The sequence below is a fragment of the Pseudomonas putida NBRC 14164 genome (assembly GCF_000412675.1).
Lineage (GTDB): Bacteria > Pseudomonadota > Gammaproteobacteria > Pseudomonadales > Pseudomonadaceae > Aquipseudomonas > Aquipseudomonas putida.
Genome location: NC_021505.1, coordinates 5419974 through 5435547, shown reverse-complemented (window position 1 = coordinate 5435547; position 15574 = coordinate 5419974). Strand labels below are relative to the sequence as shown.

Annotated in this window: 12 protein-coding genes and 1 pseudogene; 6 read left to right on the top strand and 7 right to left on the bottom strand. The window is 51.8% G+C overall.

Going from position 1 to position 15574, the window contains the following annotated elements; genetic code table 11:
- Positions 1 to 359: 359 nt before the first annotated feature.
- Both PP4_RS24175 and PP4_RS24170 read left to right on the top strand, forming a co-directional pair.
- Positions 360 to 818: a hypothetical protein gene (locus tag PP4_RS24175; RefSeq protein ID WP_016501736.1), complete on the top strand. Its 459-nt coding sequence runs from the start codon at positions 360 to 362 to the stop codon at positions 816 to 818.
- Positions 815 to 1849, top strand: coding sequence for a serine/threonine-protein kinase (locus PP4_RS24170; protein WP_041167890.1), 1035 nt, complete (start codon positions 815 to 817; stop codon positions 1847 to 1849). Before PP4_RS24175 ends, PP4_RS24170 begins: the two co-directional genes overlap by 4 nt.
- 346 nt (positions 1850 to 2195) lie before the next feature.
- Here the strand turns inward: PP4_RS24170 and PP4_RS24165 are convergent, their stop codons facing one another.
- Positions 2196 to 2942 carry a hypothetical protein gene (locus PP4_RS24165; protein WP_041167889.1) on the bottom strand — a complete coding sequence of 249 codons (747 nt, stop codon included), beginning with the start codon at positions 2940 to 2942 and terminating at the stop codon, positions 2196 to 2198.
- Between the two features lie 289 nt (positions 2943 to 3231).
- On the opposite strand from PP4_RS24165, the gene PP4_RS28325 reads away from it, so the two are divergent.
- Both PP4_RS28325 and PP4_RS28320 read left to right on the top strand, forming a co-directional pair.
- On the top strand, positions 3232 to 3462 hold the full coding sequence (locus PP4_RS28325) for a DUF2188 domain-containing protein (RefSeq protein ID WP_016501733.1): 231 nt from the start codon (positions 3232 to 3234) through the stop codon (positions 3460 to 3462).
- 398 nt (positions 3463 to 3860) lie between these two features.
- Entirely contained in the window at positions 3861 to 4130 is a 270-nt protein-coding gene (locus PP4_RS28320) for a hypothetical protein (RefSeq protein ID WP_197538703.1), read from the top strand.
- Between the two features lie 163 nt (positions 4131 to 4293).
- Here PP4_RS28320 and PP4_RS24160 read toward each other — a convergent pair whose 3' ends face one another.
- Positions 4294 to 5106, bottom strand: coding sequence for a helix-turn-helix domain-containing protein (locus PP4_RS24160; RefSeq protein WP_016501732.1), 813 nt, complete (start codon positions 5104 to 5106; stop codon positions 4294 to 4296).
- 328 nt (positions 5107 to 5434) lie between these two features.
- Here PP4_RS24160 and PP4_RS24155 point away from each other — a divergent pair, with 328 nt between their 5' ends.
- A complete protein-coding gene (locus tag PP4_RS24155; protein WP_016501731.1) occupies positions 5435 to 5833 on the top strand; it encodes a hypothetical protein in 399 nt (132 codons plus the stop codon).
- 265 nt (positions 5834 to 6098) lie between these two features.
- On the opposite strand, the gene PP4_RS24150 is transcribed toward PP4_RS24155, so the two are convergent.
- From PP4_RS24150 to PP4_RS24130, 5 genes are all read right to left on the bottom strand, one after another.
- Complete coding sequence (locus PP4_RS24150) at positions 6099 to 6926, bottom strand: hypothetical protein (RefSeq protein ID WP_016501730.1); 828 nt, start codon at positions 6924 to 6926, stop codon at positions 6099 to 6101.
- Between the two features lie 92 nt (positions 6927 to 7018).
- Positions 7019 to 8416, bottom strand: a complete 1398-nt coding sequence (locus tag PP4_RS24145) for a tyrosine-type recombinase/integrase (RefSeq protein ID WP_016501729.1) — start codon at positions 8414 to 8416, stop codon at positions 7019 to 7021.
- The gene (locus tag PP4_RS24140) at positions 8409 to 9017 is read right to left on the bottom strand and encodes a hypothetical protein (protein ID WP_016501728.1); all 609 of its coding nucleotides are present in this window, start codon (positions 9015 to 9017) and stop codon (positions 8409 to 8411) included. The genes PP4_RS24145 and PP4_RS24140 overlap by 8 nt, the downstream gene beginning before the upstream one ends.
- Positions 9004 to 11100 carry a Site-specific recombinase phage integrase family domain protein gene (locus tag PP4_RS24135; protein WP_014592493.1) on the bottom strand — a complete coding sequence of 699 codons (2097 nt, stop codon included), beginning with the start codon at positions 11098 to 11100 and terminating at the stop codon, positions 9004 to 9006. Before PP4_RS24135 ends, PP4_RS24140 begins: the two co-directional genes overlap by 14 nt.
- The gene (locus PP4_RS24130; RefSeq protein ID WP_115283665.1) at positions 11087 to 13360 is read right to left on the bottom strand and encodes a hypothetical protein; all 2274 of its coding nucleotides are present in this window, start codon (positions 13358 to 13360) and stop codon (positions 11087 to 11089) included. Before PP4_RS24130 ends, PP4_RS24135 begins: the two co-directional genes overlap by 14 nt.
- An 88-nt stretch (positions 13361 to 13448) precedes the next feature.
- On the opposite strand from PP4_RS24130, the pseudogene hrpB reads away from it, so the two are divergent.
- A pseudogene (gene hrpB / locus PP4_RS24125) lies at positions 13449 to 15551 on the top strand (ATP-dependent helicase HrpB); the annotation flags it as partial.
- Between the last annotated feature and the right edge of the window lie 23 nt (positions 15552 to 15574).

Sequence of the window (15574 nt, the reverse complement as noted above, 5' to 3'; positions counted from 1 at the left end):
GTCTGCAGATCATTTGCCTACAAAAGGCCCCACCACCGGAGGCCTGACCAATACGAGGTTATAGCACCTGGTAATGGCTATAGGCCACTAAATCAGGGTCGATTTCATTCCAGATCTTCGCGTTGCCTATGTAGCGTTAGGTGGCTCCGCAATCCTTTTGAGGGCGAGTCCAAGGGGGCTTTGCACGTACGGTTAAGGCGGCATAGATGGCGCCCACTCAATAGAGGACGCATGCGAGGCTACGGGCTTGAAGAGACTGTCGACCGTCATCTGGGAGGATTCCATCGACGTATGGTCGCTACTGGCCAGCGGTGCTAGTGTTCGAACCACAACCGACACCTCTTCACGCAGGGAAAGCCATGCGATCACTCGGAATACGCGCTGAGCCTAAAAAGGCGACGTTCGTCATCTACGACGATGAAGCGAAGCAAATCTTGAACGTCGAATCGTTGATCATCCCCCAGATCCTGAACAAGCCAGAGCAACTCAAGTTTGCTCGTCACAGCATCCTCGACATCCTTCGAGAGTATGAGGTTGATGTAGCTGGCATCCGAGTCGCAGAAGGCAACTCTCAGAACCAGGATGCTGATCGGCTCTACCTGGAGGCCGTGTTCATGGAGTCGTTCGCAAGCAGCAGCATCAAAAGCTACTTTGTTGGACGCAAGACAAGCATCAGCGCGCGCCTCGGCATCACCGCAGCGGAGTTTGCTTCGATCGTGAAGTGCGACACTGATCTTGACGACGTGGATGGGTGGCCAGCTGGCAAGGCTCAAGCTGTCCGAGAGGCAATCCTCGTTGCGGTAGGAGCCACCCGATGATGATTCCGTACCAAACGGCCCAGGTTTCGTTCCAGAAAAAGCAACGAATCGGCGAGCATGGTGAGAACTCCGAGGTCTACGTCGTCCATGATGAACATCTGGATGCCGAACTGGTTGTGAAGCAAGTCAAGACTGATGGTTTCAACGAAGAGCGTTTCCTGCTCGAGGCTCAGCTGCTTTACAAGAGCGTGCACCCCAATGTCGTGCAGGTGCTTTACGCCTGTAAGGATGCTCAAAACATATACATCGCCATGCCGTATTACAGCAGAGGATCCCTTCACCAGGTAGTAGAGGCGGAAGGGCTGACCTGCAGACAGCTCATACGCTACTCCATTCAATTCCTGAGCGGCCTCAACAACATTCACTCCAAGGGGCTGCTCCATTTCGACATCAAGCCTGACAACATCCTGATCTCTGACACAGATGAAGCACTCCTGTCAGATTTTGGGTTCGCCAAGAATATGGATGACGATGGCTTCGCTACCCCCGAAGCCACCTACCGTCTCCATCTTCCGCCCGAGAGCTCGGCTACCCGGGACTTCAACAACAGCGCAGACATCTATCAAGTCGGGCTGACGTTGTACCGCCTGCTTGTGGGATTAGAATCCCTGCAGCGACAGCGAGATTCCTACAAGCTTGGTGCCGAGCTTATTCGTGCACAGCGCACAGAAACCTATCCAGACCTCACTCAGCTGCCGCGCCATGTCCCGAAAAAGCTGAAGACCATTATCAAGAAGTGCTTGAAGTTCGACCCTGACAAGCGGTATCAATCAGTGATGGAGCTACTGAATGAGTTGTCGTCAATCGAGGATTTGGGTCTGGATTGGCGGTTTTCCACAGACGGGAACGCCCAGCGCTGGGAAAGCATTTCGTCGGATGGAACATCGCTTTTGGTAGAGGTGGCCGATAATGGCCAGTGTGTCGCCTCGAAAAAGACGGCTGGTGGCGCATATCGCAAGAAGCCCAAGCTCTGCGAAGACAATGTAACCCCGGAGCGGATTCATGAAATCCTCATGTCATCAGAGTGGTAAGCCTACAGGCAGGAAGGAAGGGGATGGTTACCTGACCAGATCCCAGATTTCCACAGGACGCAGCCAGACAAGTTCTGGTCGCGTTCGCTCGTCTGTTCCGCTGGTCGACGTGGATGACCTTCTGGGCGAGTCCCGAGTCATCTATCACCGCCGATAGTCACCAAGGCCCGTGCGATTGTCACTCCCGGGCCTTTCTCCTACGTCCATCCCATCGCCATAACTCGCCCTTGCTTGATCGTTTCTCCCGAAGGGGCTTCCGGCAGGACGGGGTGGAAAATCCTTTTTCGACGACTACCCCCTCGCAGCATCCAATGGCAAGCCATATCAGGTGAGGGCATCCTGTCCTTCAAAGCGCAGATCCCTCATCAAGTGCCTTGTTGATCCTGTTCTGTAGGTCGTCAGCAAAAGCTCGAACGACGAGCATCGCGTTACGAACCTCTTCCACAGTGAGGTCAATCGGTTCGTCTCTTACAGTCTTGCCGTTGCGATGGACTATGTCATGACGCTTGCTGCAGATACGTGCGATTGGGGCAATCTTCAAGCCGTCCATGTGCTCGGCGAACATTGCATCCAGGATCTGCTTGATCGTGGCGACATTGTGAAACGTCAGCTCAGACAGGGCCTGTTGAGCGATGCTTTCCATTACCTTAGGTTGCTCTGCGATTTCCTTGAGGGTGATGGTCTTCGCGCTCAGCTTTCCATACCCGGCGACCAGGTTGGTCAGCAGCCGAGCATCCTTCACGATCAAGTGGCGCACAACCGAGCTGATCAACGCCTCCATGAGTGTGATGATATGGGCGTAGACGAGCTTGTTGAGGGTATCGGTGTGGACGGCGGAGGTGCCTACATTTAGCAAGCTGGAAGCCGTCGCGAGCTCGTTCGCGAATTGCAGGAAAAACTCACTGTGGGTATGCCGATTCAGCCATTGGTACTCGGCTTCCTCAGCCTCAAGCATGGCGGAGTACTCGCCGGCCAGATCCTCCCACGCTTCGGGGGGCTCATCAGGATCTATCTCGATTCCATACTGTTCCCGAATCCATGCAATGCAATTTTCCTGCTGCTTCTCGAAGTAGTATTCCTTGATCGAGCTCATGTGTGTCTTGTCCTTGTGACAACCATGGGACGCCGTCATAGGCGCGGAATTCGTATGCGGGCTGTAGTGAGACGAACGAACAGTTGGCTCCGTTAGCCTCTCCGTGTTCATCCCTAGCTTCTATAGGCTAGTAGCTTGCCACCATTTTGCGAAAGGCCTGGCGTCTGCACCGCATGCGCTCCAGCCAAGCACAATATGATGTGTTTCAATTTGTACTTTTGCGTACATCTTGTGCTTTCCGTTTCGCTTGCTAGGCTTCAAGTACATTCTCTACACACCGAGGTGGGACATGGCAGGCAAAGGAAAAAATCAGCACGTAGTAAAGCGGGATAAGGGGTGGGCGGTATTAGGGGAGGGCAACACCAGGGACACCTCTCATCACCCAACGCAGAAAGAGGCCGCTGAGGCTGCGCGTGAGATTGCCCGCAATCAGAAAAGCGAGGTGCTGATCCACGGGAAGGACAACAAGATCCGAGCTCGAGACTCCTACGGCAATGATCCGCATCCGCCGGAAGGCTGAGTACCTCCTCCCCAGGTAAGGGGTGTGAGGCCTACCAACAGGCCTCCCTAGCTGGAAGCTTGGATGACGGCTTGAGGCTTTCACGGAGCTGATGCCAGCGCAAACGCGACGCGGCTGTCGGGTATTTTATTTCGATGCTTCGGGCTCGAAGAGGCCGCCTATGCCTTTACTCCACCAGGCTTCCTACCAGGATCGTTGAAAGGGCGCTAATAGCAGGTCGGTGCTCAGGCAGAAAGTAAGGCCGGCGTCGAATCGCGGATGTTCAGAAACATGGAGCCCTGCCATGCACCGCCAGTGGACGCTCGTGCCTCCTCGTGTTTCAGCGCTGGAGTATTGGTATATTCGATGCTCAAAGGTCGTGTTAGGCTGGAAAGTTCTGCCGAGCAGGGCAAGCACGCATGAGCGCGCTTCATCAGCCCCCGAACACCTCAATGAGCAGAAGCCGTCGCAAAACCCCGATCCGGGGCATAACCTCCGCTGAAAGCGAGCATTTTGACAAGCAAACATGGCACCGCAGCTATCGGATTGCCGTACGCCGTCAGCTCGCTAAAGACCCTGATTCTGAGCTCCCACATCTGCGTGATTTCTTTAATCCTTGGTGCATGGCCAAGGATGGCAAACGCTATTACAGATTGAGCCAAGGCGATGAGAAGTCTTTGAGAAAATGATCCCAATCACTGGCCTAGCCGAGCAGTGGTGAATTGGCTGCATCAGGATCGGGTTGGAGCGCCCCTAAGGCCGCTTTGGCATTTCCCCGCCAGGGGAAGTAACCCGCACCACTCATCCGGCAGTGAGCATCTGCACACCGCCATAACCCACCGGCCTTTCTAACTAGTGGGCAGTTTGCTCAGGTTGGGCTGGTACTCGAGCTGCCGGCGCGTGGGGAGAGGCGACATCGGTCAGCCCTTGATAACGCACGTTGAGGCCCTTGATCAGGTAGCGATTAGTCCTATCAAAGTCCATGGCATCGTTCCCGCCATGGTTGCCAGAGCGGAACGTAATCAGGTTCATTTCCATAAGCAGGGTGATCGCCGGACTCACCGCGTGGCGACCCACACCCGTGCGGTCAGCGATGTTGTCGTAGCTGATCACAGTCAAGCCGTCGCCTTTCGGATAGTCGCGGTTGCGCATGGTTAGTAGCAAGATGTAGATCTTGAGCGCCTGCAGCGAAATGCGCTTGTTGAAGCCAAAAGCCTTGAGCTTCACCAGCTTCGTTACCTTGTGCTCACTCGACTGATCTTGTTTGGGCCCACGGCCCTGGTACAGCCAGCTTTTTGGGATTTTGGCGAACCCCTCATCCTCAAGCCATTTCTCGACATAGATCAGTGAGCCGTCCCTGGTCTTCCCAGTATCACGGCGAATGTACCCGAAGCTCTCAAGCACCTCGAGCGAGCGTGCAATCACGTTCCGCGAATGCCCAACCAAGTCGCAGAGCTCTGGATACGTCGTCTTGGCGATCCCTGTTTTGTAGTTCGCCCGAGTGCAGATAGCCAAGTACACCTTCAGCGCAGCAAGGGAGGTGTTGATCGCCACTAGGTCGACATTCCCTTGGTCATTCAGCTCGCCGAAATTAGCCAGTTCACCAGACATAGCCCACCGATTAGGCATTTTCGCCCAGCGGAGATCAGGTTTTGGCGAACTCATTTACCTTTCCTCAACACCGCCAAGCTAAGGATCAATGCGACGCAGAGGGCCAAAATCAGTGGATTAGTCGAGTTAGCCGCCTCGACAAGGGCAATTAGGTTAGGCATGGCAATAGGCTCCGTTCCGTGATGAGGCAGAATTTACAGGGACGTCGCCAGCTGTATCTAGATATAGGCGCGTTTGTGTAAGAACGTTTAGGCCACGGGATTAGCGGTTTCTAGAGGGTTATAGCGGAGGACTATTAGTATTTTCTAGAGTATTGCATTCAATCAAAAAATGCTTTTTGATTGCAAAGGTTAATTTTTGAAGTCGAAATCCAAGGATTGAAATGGCCGGCACCGATTTTCCTATCACCGAGCGGCAGCTGCAATTCCACCTGGAGGTAGCTGAGTGTGATGTCCGAGTCATGGCTCAAGCGGGTGGCTACAGCTTGCAGGTTGAGCATTCCGACCTAGCGCACACCCTGCACACCCAGCGCGGTAACCCTAGGGTGTTCAAGAATCTCACCACCGTAGCGGCCTTTCTGAAGGAGAGGGGTGTGAAGAGCTTTTCGGTGATGCTCGAGCAGATCGCGGCTGCCCCAGCCTCTGAAATCGAGGCCGAGTTTGAGAAGCGCTTTGTCGAGTCAATGAATGGTGCCGAACCTCCACGTCAGCGTCCGTCACCTCGTCAGATAGACCCGTTAAGCGTTGATAGTGATTGGGACGACGTTGATGCTCTGATTTAGTAAGCTGTTGACGTCCCCGTGTATAGCCAACCCCAGTAGCCGGGCAGCGGGCGGGCCCCTCAGGTGGAAGCTGGCTTCGACGGCCTTGGAGGCGATGCCATGAGATTGTCGCTAATACGGGCTCGTAGAGGCCGCCTATGCATTTCTCCAAATATGCACCCTCCCAAGACCGGTTAAGAAGGGGCTCTCAACAGTTCGCTGTTGAAGCTGAAGGAAAAGCCGGCATCGGATCGCGGATTTTCCCTATGGCACCTAGACGCGGAATTCAAGCTGCTGCCTTGTTAGGGAGTCTTGCGTCATAGATGGGCAGAATGGCTCGTTTTAGCAGAGCTTGGACAAAAAAGTTTAGTGTATTCTTAGAACACTTCCCTTTGCGGCGTTCTAGATAAAAGTCTCGCGATGCTCGCCATGCCATCGCTATCATGCCAAATATAACAGCGCAATATATTGAAAGGACTAGGCCTGCCAGTGTATAGGCTGGAAGGTCGTGGAAGTATGGGGTTGCTTGAGCTTTCAGGTTGGCATTGCTGTCAAGTATTCTGAATGTGGCGTTCATTGCTATTCCGATGAAACCAAGTGTAAAGAAGCCGCGAAACATCTTAATGCTGAATATGTGATTGAGAATGCTCTCGCCAAGAGCACGGGAATGTTCATTAAATCCTTTGCTGAATTCGAGTACCTTGCTTAGGTTCTCTACTATTTCTAGGTACGATGCCTCGGATGCGCCGATATTACGCTTCAGCCACACAGTTTTATAATCTTCAAGCTTGCTACGGGAAAAGTTAGTTTCGTTGCCGAGAATCCCATATTTCTTGAGCATGAACTGTCGATATTGCGGTTCGTACCTGCGAGCCAGTAAATATAGTGCGATCAGCTCAAAAATCGCGGCAATGAGGCTTAGCGGGAGTGTGAGATTTGAGTCTGCTACCTGGGTTGCTATAGATATGCCCATGAAAACCACTGTTAGAAGAATGAAGCTGATAGCAAGCTTATAGGTTTTAGTCTTAGGGCCTGACGCAATGGTGGAGGGGCCGAAGATTAGGTTGTATTTGATCGCCAGCTTTTCTACTTTTGCTAAAGTTAAGGTTTCCATCGTGTCTCTTAGAGTAATTTCAATAATTGTAGTTTGGGCTGTGTTGGAGTAATTCTAGTGTTCCCAGTTTAATTGAATATAACAGGGTTATATCAAGTTTTTCTGTCGTGTCTAGAAAGCTCCAAGTCGCGTAACGCCATTAACTCATCGCTTCGACGAATGAACTCGGGGTGAGTAATTAAATTGTTTTTGAACTCGTTATAGAGCGCGTCAGATTTCTCTTGGTAAAGACTAAGCGTTGTAGTTCTGTGCACACCTGCTGCTGAATCGCCTATGCCTTTCTCGCCCTCAAAGACCGTGGTCAAGTATTCTCTCAGAGATTCGATGCTCTTGTGGCCTGTCCATTCACGGACTTTTTTCAAAAAATCCTTGTCACTGATCAGGGCCGCTTCAAACTCATCTTTACTATTAAACTTATGACGTTCTACAAGTAGCGTAAAAAGATTTGTGATGAATGCGTGGCGAAACATATGTGCGCATGCTTGTTCTTCAATTCCTGCCGCTGATCTCATTTTGAATATTATCGAGGTAACTGTCTCAATCGCGATAGGAGCGCCTGTTGTTTCAGAGATGAATAAATAATCGTTTGTATTTTCCGGGTGTTGCTTCTCTATTTTACGTCTTTCCGCGAGATATATTTTTACTTCGTTTAATGCGATCGCGTTTATAGGTATTTCACGGGCAAATATCTCGCCACGCTTAAGTGTGACTAAGCGTAGCATTGGGTACTTCATGAGTTGAGCTTCTCGCAAAGCGGTCAGCGTCAAAGAGGCAATTTCCGCTCTTCGAGCGCCTGTGTGCTGCAGAAGAGTAATCAGTGCTAAGTGCCTGGCTCTCAGAAAACTGGATCGTGCATTGTCACGGATTGCTTGTTCCATTTTTTCAATGTTGTGTTTTGATATAGGGCTTCGAGTATGCTCGCGATGCGGTAAAGGGAAGGAATGGTGGGATTTCGTGAGAATGGGCCTACGGGCGTTATTGAATTTTCTAATAATTTCTTCTGTGCTTATTCTGATGGTTCCACTTTCGGAAACAAAGTTCGGATCGCCATGAAAATTTCCAGTCCAAGCTAGAAATTTTAAGCATTCTCTTCCGATGTTGAGTGTGGTGTTATCTTTTCTTTTAGGTTTTCCCGGTTTTTTTGGGTTTAGCTCCTCAATTAACTCAATGATGAAGTCTTCGAAAAATTTGTCATCGATGTGATAAGGATCAATGCCGTGAAGCCAGCATCGTTTAAGTAGGAGGCTAATATTGCTTGCATACTGTCCTAAAGTTCCACCTTTACTATCTGGCCTTCGCCCGTCAGCAGAGATCTGCGTGTGCAGGCGCGATAGATCTAGCAAGTAAAGATTTGCTATGTGACAGGGTTCGTTATTTGGCCAGCTTATAAAGGGGAATCTATAAAATTGGTAGCTTCGCACGCTGCGTGGCGTAACGCGTTGGAACAGATTGACATAATCAATTGTCTCGACCAGGAACTTGTCAGTCATTTTTCCCTTCCTTGGGGTTAATTGGCACCACCGTCGCTGTGGAAATCGCGGGTATCTTATAAGCTTCTGGGTTGAGGCTGGTGATCGCCGTTATTCTCTCCAGGACTTTGGACATTCGAATCTGGCGCGTATGTTCATCCGGGGGACTGACGATACCGCCTAACTTTCTTCGTACATCCGATAGCGTTTGTAGTAATATCAAGTTTGAGCGTTTTTGGATATCTAGTTCTATACTGAGATCTTCCACTTTTTGAGACAATGCATCTCTGCTGCGATTGTTTTTTGGTTGTGGCTTGTTTTTTTCTTTATGGATAGCCTGTGCTGCGCTTCTGCGTAAGCTATCGATAGCTGCAAAGCCGCCAGGAAGCCTTTCTTCGCTTCGCTGCTTAAATGTATTGAGGCTAAGCGAAAATATTTGAAAGTTCTCCTCCTCGATGGATGTTTGCAGCGAAAGCTTGGCTAAAGATGTTTGGCTAACCAGGGAACTAATTATAACCTCGTCCTCGAGGTACTTTGATGGCATCGCTATTATCGAAAATAGAAGCCGCCTAGTGTTTTCAATGGATTCGGTTTGTGACTCTTTCAGATCATCCCGTTTCATCGCTCTTCCTCACTACAGTAAAAATTTCGACACGAAAGCCATTGTCATCTTCCAGAAATTGAGGTTCGATGGTCAATTGACCTCCCTCGATTAGAAACTCCAAATACTCGGTGAGCTGTTCGGCATCCATGATGGAGACATTTCGAGTGTTAAATGTTTCCTCGATTAGCCCAATCACATCTGTATAGTGTGTGGCTCCTCCCGTTGTTATGCGCTCACTAAGGGCTTGAGATAATGTATTTTGAAGTTCCTTGCCTGGAAGCTCCTCAGTGATGTAATTCCAGATATGCTCAGGGTCTGCATGGCCGAACATCCACTGTAGAATTCCAATGCTTGCGCCGTAACCGCAGTTAAGGAACACCAAAGCAAAGAAACGCCTTAACTGGTGTTGACGTATATAGAATCGACGGCCGAGTTTGTCTGTGTCGACTTGGAAATAATCGCAGAACAGGTCTATGTTCTTGTAATACAAATACACATCGCATGGTGTTAATTGGCTTGTGCCAAATACGCCAGGTGATGAGAATAAAGGTAATTTTTCTTTGATGTAACCTATTTTGGTTAGTTCATTTTGAAAGTGGATAATCTCTTGAATCATCTCAGATGCGAGCGGGTCGATAGGTCTAGCGTTTCTTGACCGTCGGCCCTGAAGGCTGCGGGTGGACTTAGACAGGGGTGCAATAAGATAATCATGCTTTTCGCTCAAGCAAGTTTCTGGGTCGAGTCCTCGTAGCTCCGAACCTCGCTTCGCCATGGTAGCCCCGACGACCAACTGCACCGCTCCAAAATAGACAGCAATAAGCTCAAGTAACCCCTTGTTGTTTCGTAAGCTCGTAAAATATATTTCTTTTGATTCTTTTAGCTCTGACCCCGGTTCGTTACCAGCGGAACGGGTTGACAGGCCTAGTTGACTCACGCCAGCTTGAGCTATAGACGGTTCTAGAAGTGAAATAATTGTCTCGTCTGGAATGCTTGTAATGCTTATCCTATTCTTGACGGAGTATTTGGCAATATTCACATAGCTTTGCAGTAGTTTAGGGCCATACTCATAATGAAATTCAATGCCGTTCTGGATGGCAGTGAATATGATTGGAGTTGGAACGTTTTTGAAGCGCCCCATTGTTGTGCCTGCAACCTTGTATGTGGCCAACTCTCTAAGATCATCCAGGCTCGGAAGGGAAAGCCCTAGTTTGATAATTTTCTGCAGGCTGACGAAACATGATCGGTAAAGCACTAATTCCCGTTTGGTCATGCGATCACGATTGCCGTTAGTAACTGGAACACTGTCCAGTTCGCGCATGAAGGTTTCCTTCCGCCAAACAAACCCCAAAATACGATGGGTAGGCTTAAAGCGCTTTTTGCCCGCGAGCGTGTTCTTATATAGCTCGGCACTAATCTTGACGGAGCTAACATTATGGCCCCCAACAGGAACGCGGTGATACACATTGCTTAAAAATAATGCCGCCCTTACTCTCGGGACTATCTCGAGTGGGATGTCAAGTTTGTTATCCTCTAGCTGAATGGGGCTAATATCGCTCAGCGTGGGATTGTTTAACAAGCATTCGTCTATAGTCGTCGGGTCAGTGTTTTCTAGTGTTTTGATGCAGTATTCATTCAGGCGGCGGTTCCAATCATAAGTACTAACTGCAACATAACTACTGGAGCCAATCTGGTCAATAATTTCACACATGATTTCATACGTGAGCGCTGCCAGTCCGTGCTCAATCAGCTGCAGCTCCTCGGCGCACTGTAGAATATAGTCGATGAGCGTAAGTGTGCGGCGGAAGTCTATCGCTTGCGTTCGCATTCCGTTAGTGTGGTTTGTAGTTGCTGAATTTTGAGTTGAGGCAATAATCCAACATTTTAAGGATTTCAAAAGCTCTTCGTTACATGGGTCTGTGAGGCATGACCCATCATACATAAGTACTTTCCAGTCAAGCTCTTGGTCTCTCGCGAATGAGAAGTTATATTTCCACACATGCGCATCAAAATTTGAAACGAGCCAAGGCGCTGACATAAAGTCAACCAGTTCACGCTTTTTGAATAAACTAGCAAAGTGTGCGAGATGTTCAGGGCGCTGCATGAATCATGCTCCTGAATACGCTTGGGTCACAGCTTTTCAACGCTGCATTCAAGTGACTGTGTAAGTCAGTGTCTCGGCATTTGCGAATGTAGTTCTCGACAGCATCACAAACTGATGCCCAGTATTTTGCCAAGCCCCTAACTCTAGTAGGATTAGGGCTTTGTCTAATAGCCTCGCGTATTGATAGTAGTGCAGTCATGCTTTCAGTCGATACTGAAACACCAACCTCGACAACCTCACCTTGGGCTATTTTATTCTCTTCCAAGGTTCTGAGGTTTTCAGGCACTTCTTTCAAAGTATACCGGCTCAGGAAACTATGTAGCTGGTCAATAGTTTCAAATTTTGTCGCCTGAAGGAAGTATTTGCTTTCTCTCATTGCTTCGCAAATGATCCCTTTTTGGAAAATTCTAACGTATCGAGTTGCAAAAAAATCATAGATTGCAGTGGGAAGGTAAGAATCAAGTAAGTCTTGTGAGAAAGAAGCATGCCCGAGCTTTTTTGCAAGTCGAGTTAAGCTATGGTTCTGAATGTAATCGGCCACAGCTGACTGAGCTCGAACCCTGGATATACAAAGTTTTTTGATGAAATCAATTAAGTCTTCACCGCGCTTATGAGTAAATGGTGAAAGTTTCTCAATGAAAAGATCTCTCGTGCCTTTATACTTTTTCACTGCGCTGCTGTTTAACCCGTTGCTATCCGCCACCTGGGGGTAGTTGAAGCTCGAACCAGAGGTGAGAAACAGTTTTTGCCATTGGGGATCGCCTTGTTTTTTCAGAAAGACACGCAGAGGGTTTGTGATTTCCTCCACGATACGGACGAGAGCTGCTGCTCGAGGCGATAGAAGGATTTTCTGTTCCGAGTGCTTGCTGCCGCGTCGGTCTTTGAATCCTGTTAACTCATAACCTTTGTCGGTTTTAATGAAAGAAACTCTTGTCTCTCCATCCCAAATCACTAGGTCGTCTAGAAATGAAGCTGTGATTTCAGGATGGTAAAGCGTCAAGAGGCACTGGAAAGGAAATAAAGAGAATGTTGTTGGCAATCCAAGGAATTCAGCTAATGCTGGTAGTCGCTGTGTGTACCTGCTGCGCGCATCATCCGTAGTGCAGAACCCTTCATTTTCAAAGGTGTGACAAATACCTTGAATGCCAGTTTTTTCAAAGCTGTTGTAGTGCCGTGATCCTCTATAATGGATCCTGAGGATGCCTCCTGTTTTTGCCTCTCTGAGTCTACGCCGCTGTGCTCTACGGATTTTTAAGGCTTCAGAGATGCCATATTTTTCTACGGTGCGCAGATCAGACTTTATCTCTCCATATAATAAGTCGATGGCTTGTATGTCGCTTACATGGAGAGGGACTTCCGTAAGTAGTTTGTCTTTAATCTGTATGCCATGCTTGTTGATTTTTATATTTTGTTCGGCGCCCGGCTTACTTTTTATTGGCGGCAAAACAATAGCGCTTTCGTCTGCGCTCCAAATTTGAGGTTTGAGTAATGCTCGAATAATAATGACGCGAAGGGCACGCCAAGAGCGAATATTGGAGCTTTGATCTTCGTTTCTTTCCCATTCCGTAGTCTGGTAGTGCCAGAAGAATTCTTTGAAGAATTCCTCCATCATCTCGTGGGACTTGAAGGCTTGTGGGGGAAATCGAAAAGCTTCTTTGGAAATGAAAGCGGCCAATTTATTGATCATGCCGCTGGAGGCTTTGCAAATTTTCAAACAATCTCGGCGGATGGCCTCATGGAACTCAGACGTGAATTGAGGGCCATGGGAGTCATACATATCCACTAGCTTAAGATAGGCTGTCTTTCCTTTTTTTGCCTTCACAGGCCAGCATCCCCAGAACGATGCCGTTTCTGGATCAATCTTGTGCTTAGATTGGTTCCAAGTTTGGTTGTAGCCAGACTGCGCCCCGCTTGACCACATCACCGACTCAAGGCCTGAGACCTTGTCGATCAAACTTGAAATCATTTGGCCGAGAACCAATGAACGCATTCTGATCGGCTCTGCGGCTAGGCCGATCAACTCACCAGATCTCAGGTGTCCGTAGAAGGATTCGACAAGCCAACGGAGCTTAGTGGCATCGAGACTGGCAAGCGACAAGCGTTCACCTAGGCAGTGACAGTGGCAGTCGAACAGCTGCAGTGCAGTCCGCTTGTACCTCTCAGGTTTGATGGGCGTTTGTAGAAGCTTGAGCGCCAGGTCTTCGTCGATGGCCTGTAACGGGTAGTCCAAGAGGTAGGCGCTGCTTTTGATAATTGTCAAGGTTACGCTCGCTTCGGAAGACTGGCATGATCCCCTGAGCGTAGCCCTTCTGTTAATTTTGACAAGATGACAAATCAGCAAACTCAGCGAACGCAGCCTGGATGCCGACCTGGCCCTGGCGCTGAGCCTCAACGGCCGCGCGTTGCTGCGTGACGACCCACCGCTGAAGATCATGCTGATGTCGGCAACCCTGGAAGGCGAGCGCCTGTCGCGGCTGCTGGACGACGCCCCGGTGGTCAGCAGTGAGGGCCGCATGCACCCGGTGGACATCCGCTGGGGGCGGCCCTTCCAGCCGGGCGAGTTCATCGAGCCACGCGTCGTGGACAGCGTGCTGCAGGCGCTGGCCGACCAGACGGGCAGTGTGCTGGTGTTCTTGCCGGGCCAGGCCGAAATCCGCCGGGTGCACCAGAGCCTGCAGGAAGCACTGGGCGAGCGGCCGGAGATTCTGCTGTGCCCGCTGCATGGCGAACTTGACCTCAATGCCCAGCGTGCAGCCATCGACCCGGCGCCCAAGGGCCAGCGCAAGGTGGTGCTGGCCACCAACATTGCCGAAACCAGCCTGACCATCGACGGCGTGCGCGTCGTGATCGACGCAGGCCTGGCCCGGGTGCCGCGTTTTGACCCTGGCAGTGGCATGACCCGGCTGGATACCCAGCGTATCTCCCGCGCCAGCGCCACCCAGCGTGCCGGCCGTGCCGGCCGCCTGGAGCCGGGCGTGTGCTACCGGCTGTGGTCCGAAGCCCAGCATGACCAACTGGCTGCCCATGGCAGCGCCGAAATCCTCCAGGCCGACCTGGCAGGCCTGGCCTTGCAACTGGCGCGCTGGGGCGTCGCCCCGCATGAGTTGAGCTGGCTCGACCAACCGCCCAGCGCAGCGTTTACCCAGGCTCAGGACCTGCTGGCGCGCCTGGGGGCATTCAAACCGGGCAGCCGCGACAACCTCAGCGATCACGGCCAGGCCATGGCCGAGCTGCCGGCTCACCCACGCATCGCCCATTTGTTGCTGCGTGGTCAGAGCCTGGGGTTGGCCGCCATGGCCTGTGATGTGGCGGCGTTGCTCGGTGAGCGGGATATCCAGCGTGGCGGCGGTGCCGACCTGCACAGCCGGCTGGCCTTGGTCAGCGGCGAGAGCAAGGCCAGCCGTGGCGGCCAGGGTGGCGTGCAGCGCGCCCGGCAGCTTGCGCGCCAGTACCGTGGGCTGTTGCGCGGCAAGGCGGGGGCCGCCGTCGCCGACCCCGACCATCCGCGTTGGCTTGGCGCCTTGCTGGCGCTGGCCTATCCCGACCGGGTCGCGCAGCAGCGGCGTGCAGGGGGCGCCGAGTATCGCCTGGCCAACGGCCGTGCTGCCTTGTTCGGCGAGGTCGATGCGTTGATGAAGCACCCGTGGTTGGTGATCGCCGACCTGGGCAGCCGCCAGGGCCAGAGCGAAGAGCGCATCTACCTTGCGGCAGAATTTGACCCGGCGCTGCTTGATGATGTGCTGGCCGAGCAGGTCGAGCGTGTCGATCTACTCGACTGGGACGAGCGTGAGCAGGTGCTGCGTGCCGAACGCCAAACCAAAGTCGGTGAGCTGATACTAAGCCGTGAACCACTGGCGGGCCTGACTGACGAAGCGCGGGCCAATGCGCTGCTTGGCCTGGTACGGCGCAAAGGCCTGAACCTGCTGACATGGACCCCGGAACTGCGCCAGTGGCAGGCGCGCGTGGCACTGTTGCGCCAGCTGGACCTGGACAGGGACGGGCAAAGTGAATGGCCCGACCTGGGTGACGAGGCGCTGCTCGCCAGCATGGAAGACTGGTTGCAGCCCTACCTTGGCAAAGTGTCCCGGCTCAGCCACTTCAGCGCGCTGGACCTGCCGTCGCTGCTGCGCAACCTGCTGCCCTGGCCGCTGCCGCAACGCCTGGAAGAACAGGCCCCCGCGCATCTGGCCGTGCCGTCCGGCTCGAATATCCGCCTGGACTACAGCGAAACCCCGCCGATTCTCGCCGTGCGCCTGCAAGAACTGTTCGGCCTGGCCGATACCCCGCGCATCGCCAATGGCCGGCAGCAGGTCAAGTTGCACCTGCTGTCGCCGGCACGCCGACCGGTGCAGGTCACCCAGGACCTGGCCAACTTCTGGCGCACGACCTATGCCGAAGTGAAGAAAGACCTCAAAGGGCGGTACCCCAAGCTACCACGCAACGTTGCCTGATTGACGGTTTCGTGTAACGTTTA

Coding starts and splice junctions, on each gene's coding strand:
- PP4_RS24160 (WP_016501732.1), bottom strand. CDS start 5,106: ATGAGTTCGCCAAAACCTGATCTCCGCTGGGCGAAAATGCCTAATCGG.
- PP4_RS28325 (WP_016501733.1), top strand. CDS start 3,232: ATGGCAGGCAAAGGAAAAAATCAGCACGTAGTAAAGCGGGATAAGGGG.
- PP4_RS24145 (WP_016501729.1), bottom strand. CDS start 8,416: ATGACTGACAAGTTCCTGGTCGAGACAATTGATTATGTCAATCTGTTC.
- PP4_RS24175 (WP_016501736.1), top strand. CDS start 360: ATGCGATCACTCGGAATACGCGCTGAGCCTAAAAAGGCGACGTTCGTC.
- PP4_RS24155 (WP_016501731.1), top strand. CDS start 5,435: ATGGCCGGCACCGATTTTCCTATCACCGAGCGGCAGCTGCAATTCCAC.
- PP4_RS24165 (WP_041167889.1), bottom strand. CDS start 2,942: ATGAGCTCGATCAAGGAATACTACTTCGAGAAGCAGCAGGAAAATTGC.
- PP4_RS24150 (WP_016501730.1), bottom strand. CDS start 6,926: ATGGAAACCTTAACTTTAGCAAAAGTAGAAAAGCTGGCGATCAAATAC.
- PP4_RS24170 (WP_041167890.1), top strand. CDS start 815: ATGATGATTCCGTACCAAACGGCCCAGGTTTCGTTCCAGAAAAAGCAA.
- PP4_RS24135 (WP_014592493.1), bottom strand. CDS start 11,100: ATGCAGCGCCCTGAACATCTCGCACACTTTGCTAGTTTATTCAAAAAG.
- PP4_RS24140 (WP_016501728.1), bottom strand. CDS start 9,017: ATGAAACGGGATGATCTGAAAGAGTCACAAACCGAATCCATTGAAAAC.
- PP4_RS28320 (WP_197538703.1), top strand. CDS start 3,861: ATGAGCGCGCTTCATCAGCCCCCGAACACCTCAATGAGCAGAAGCCGT.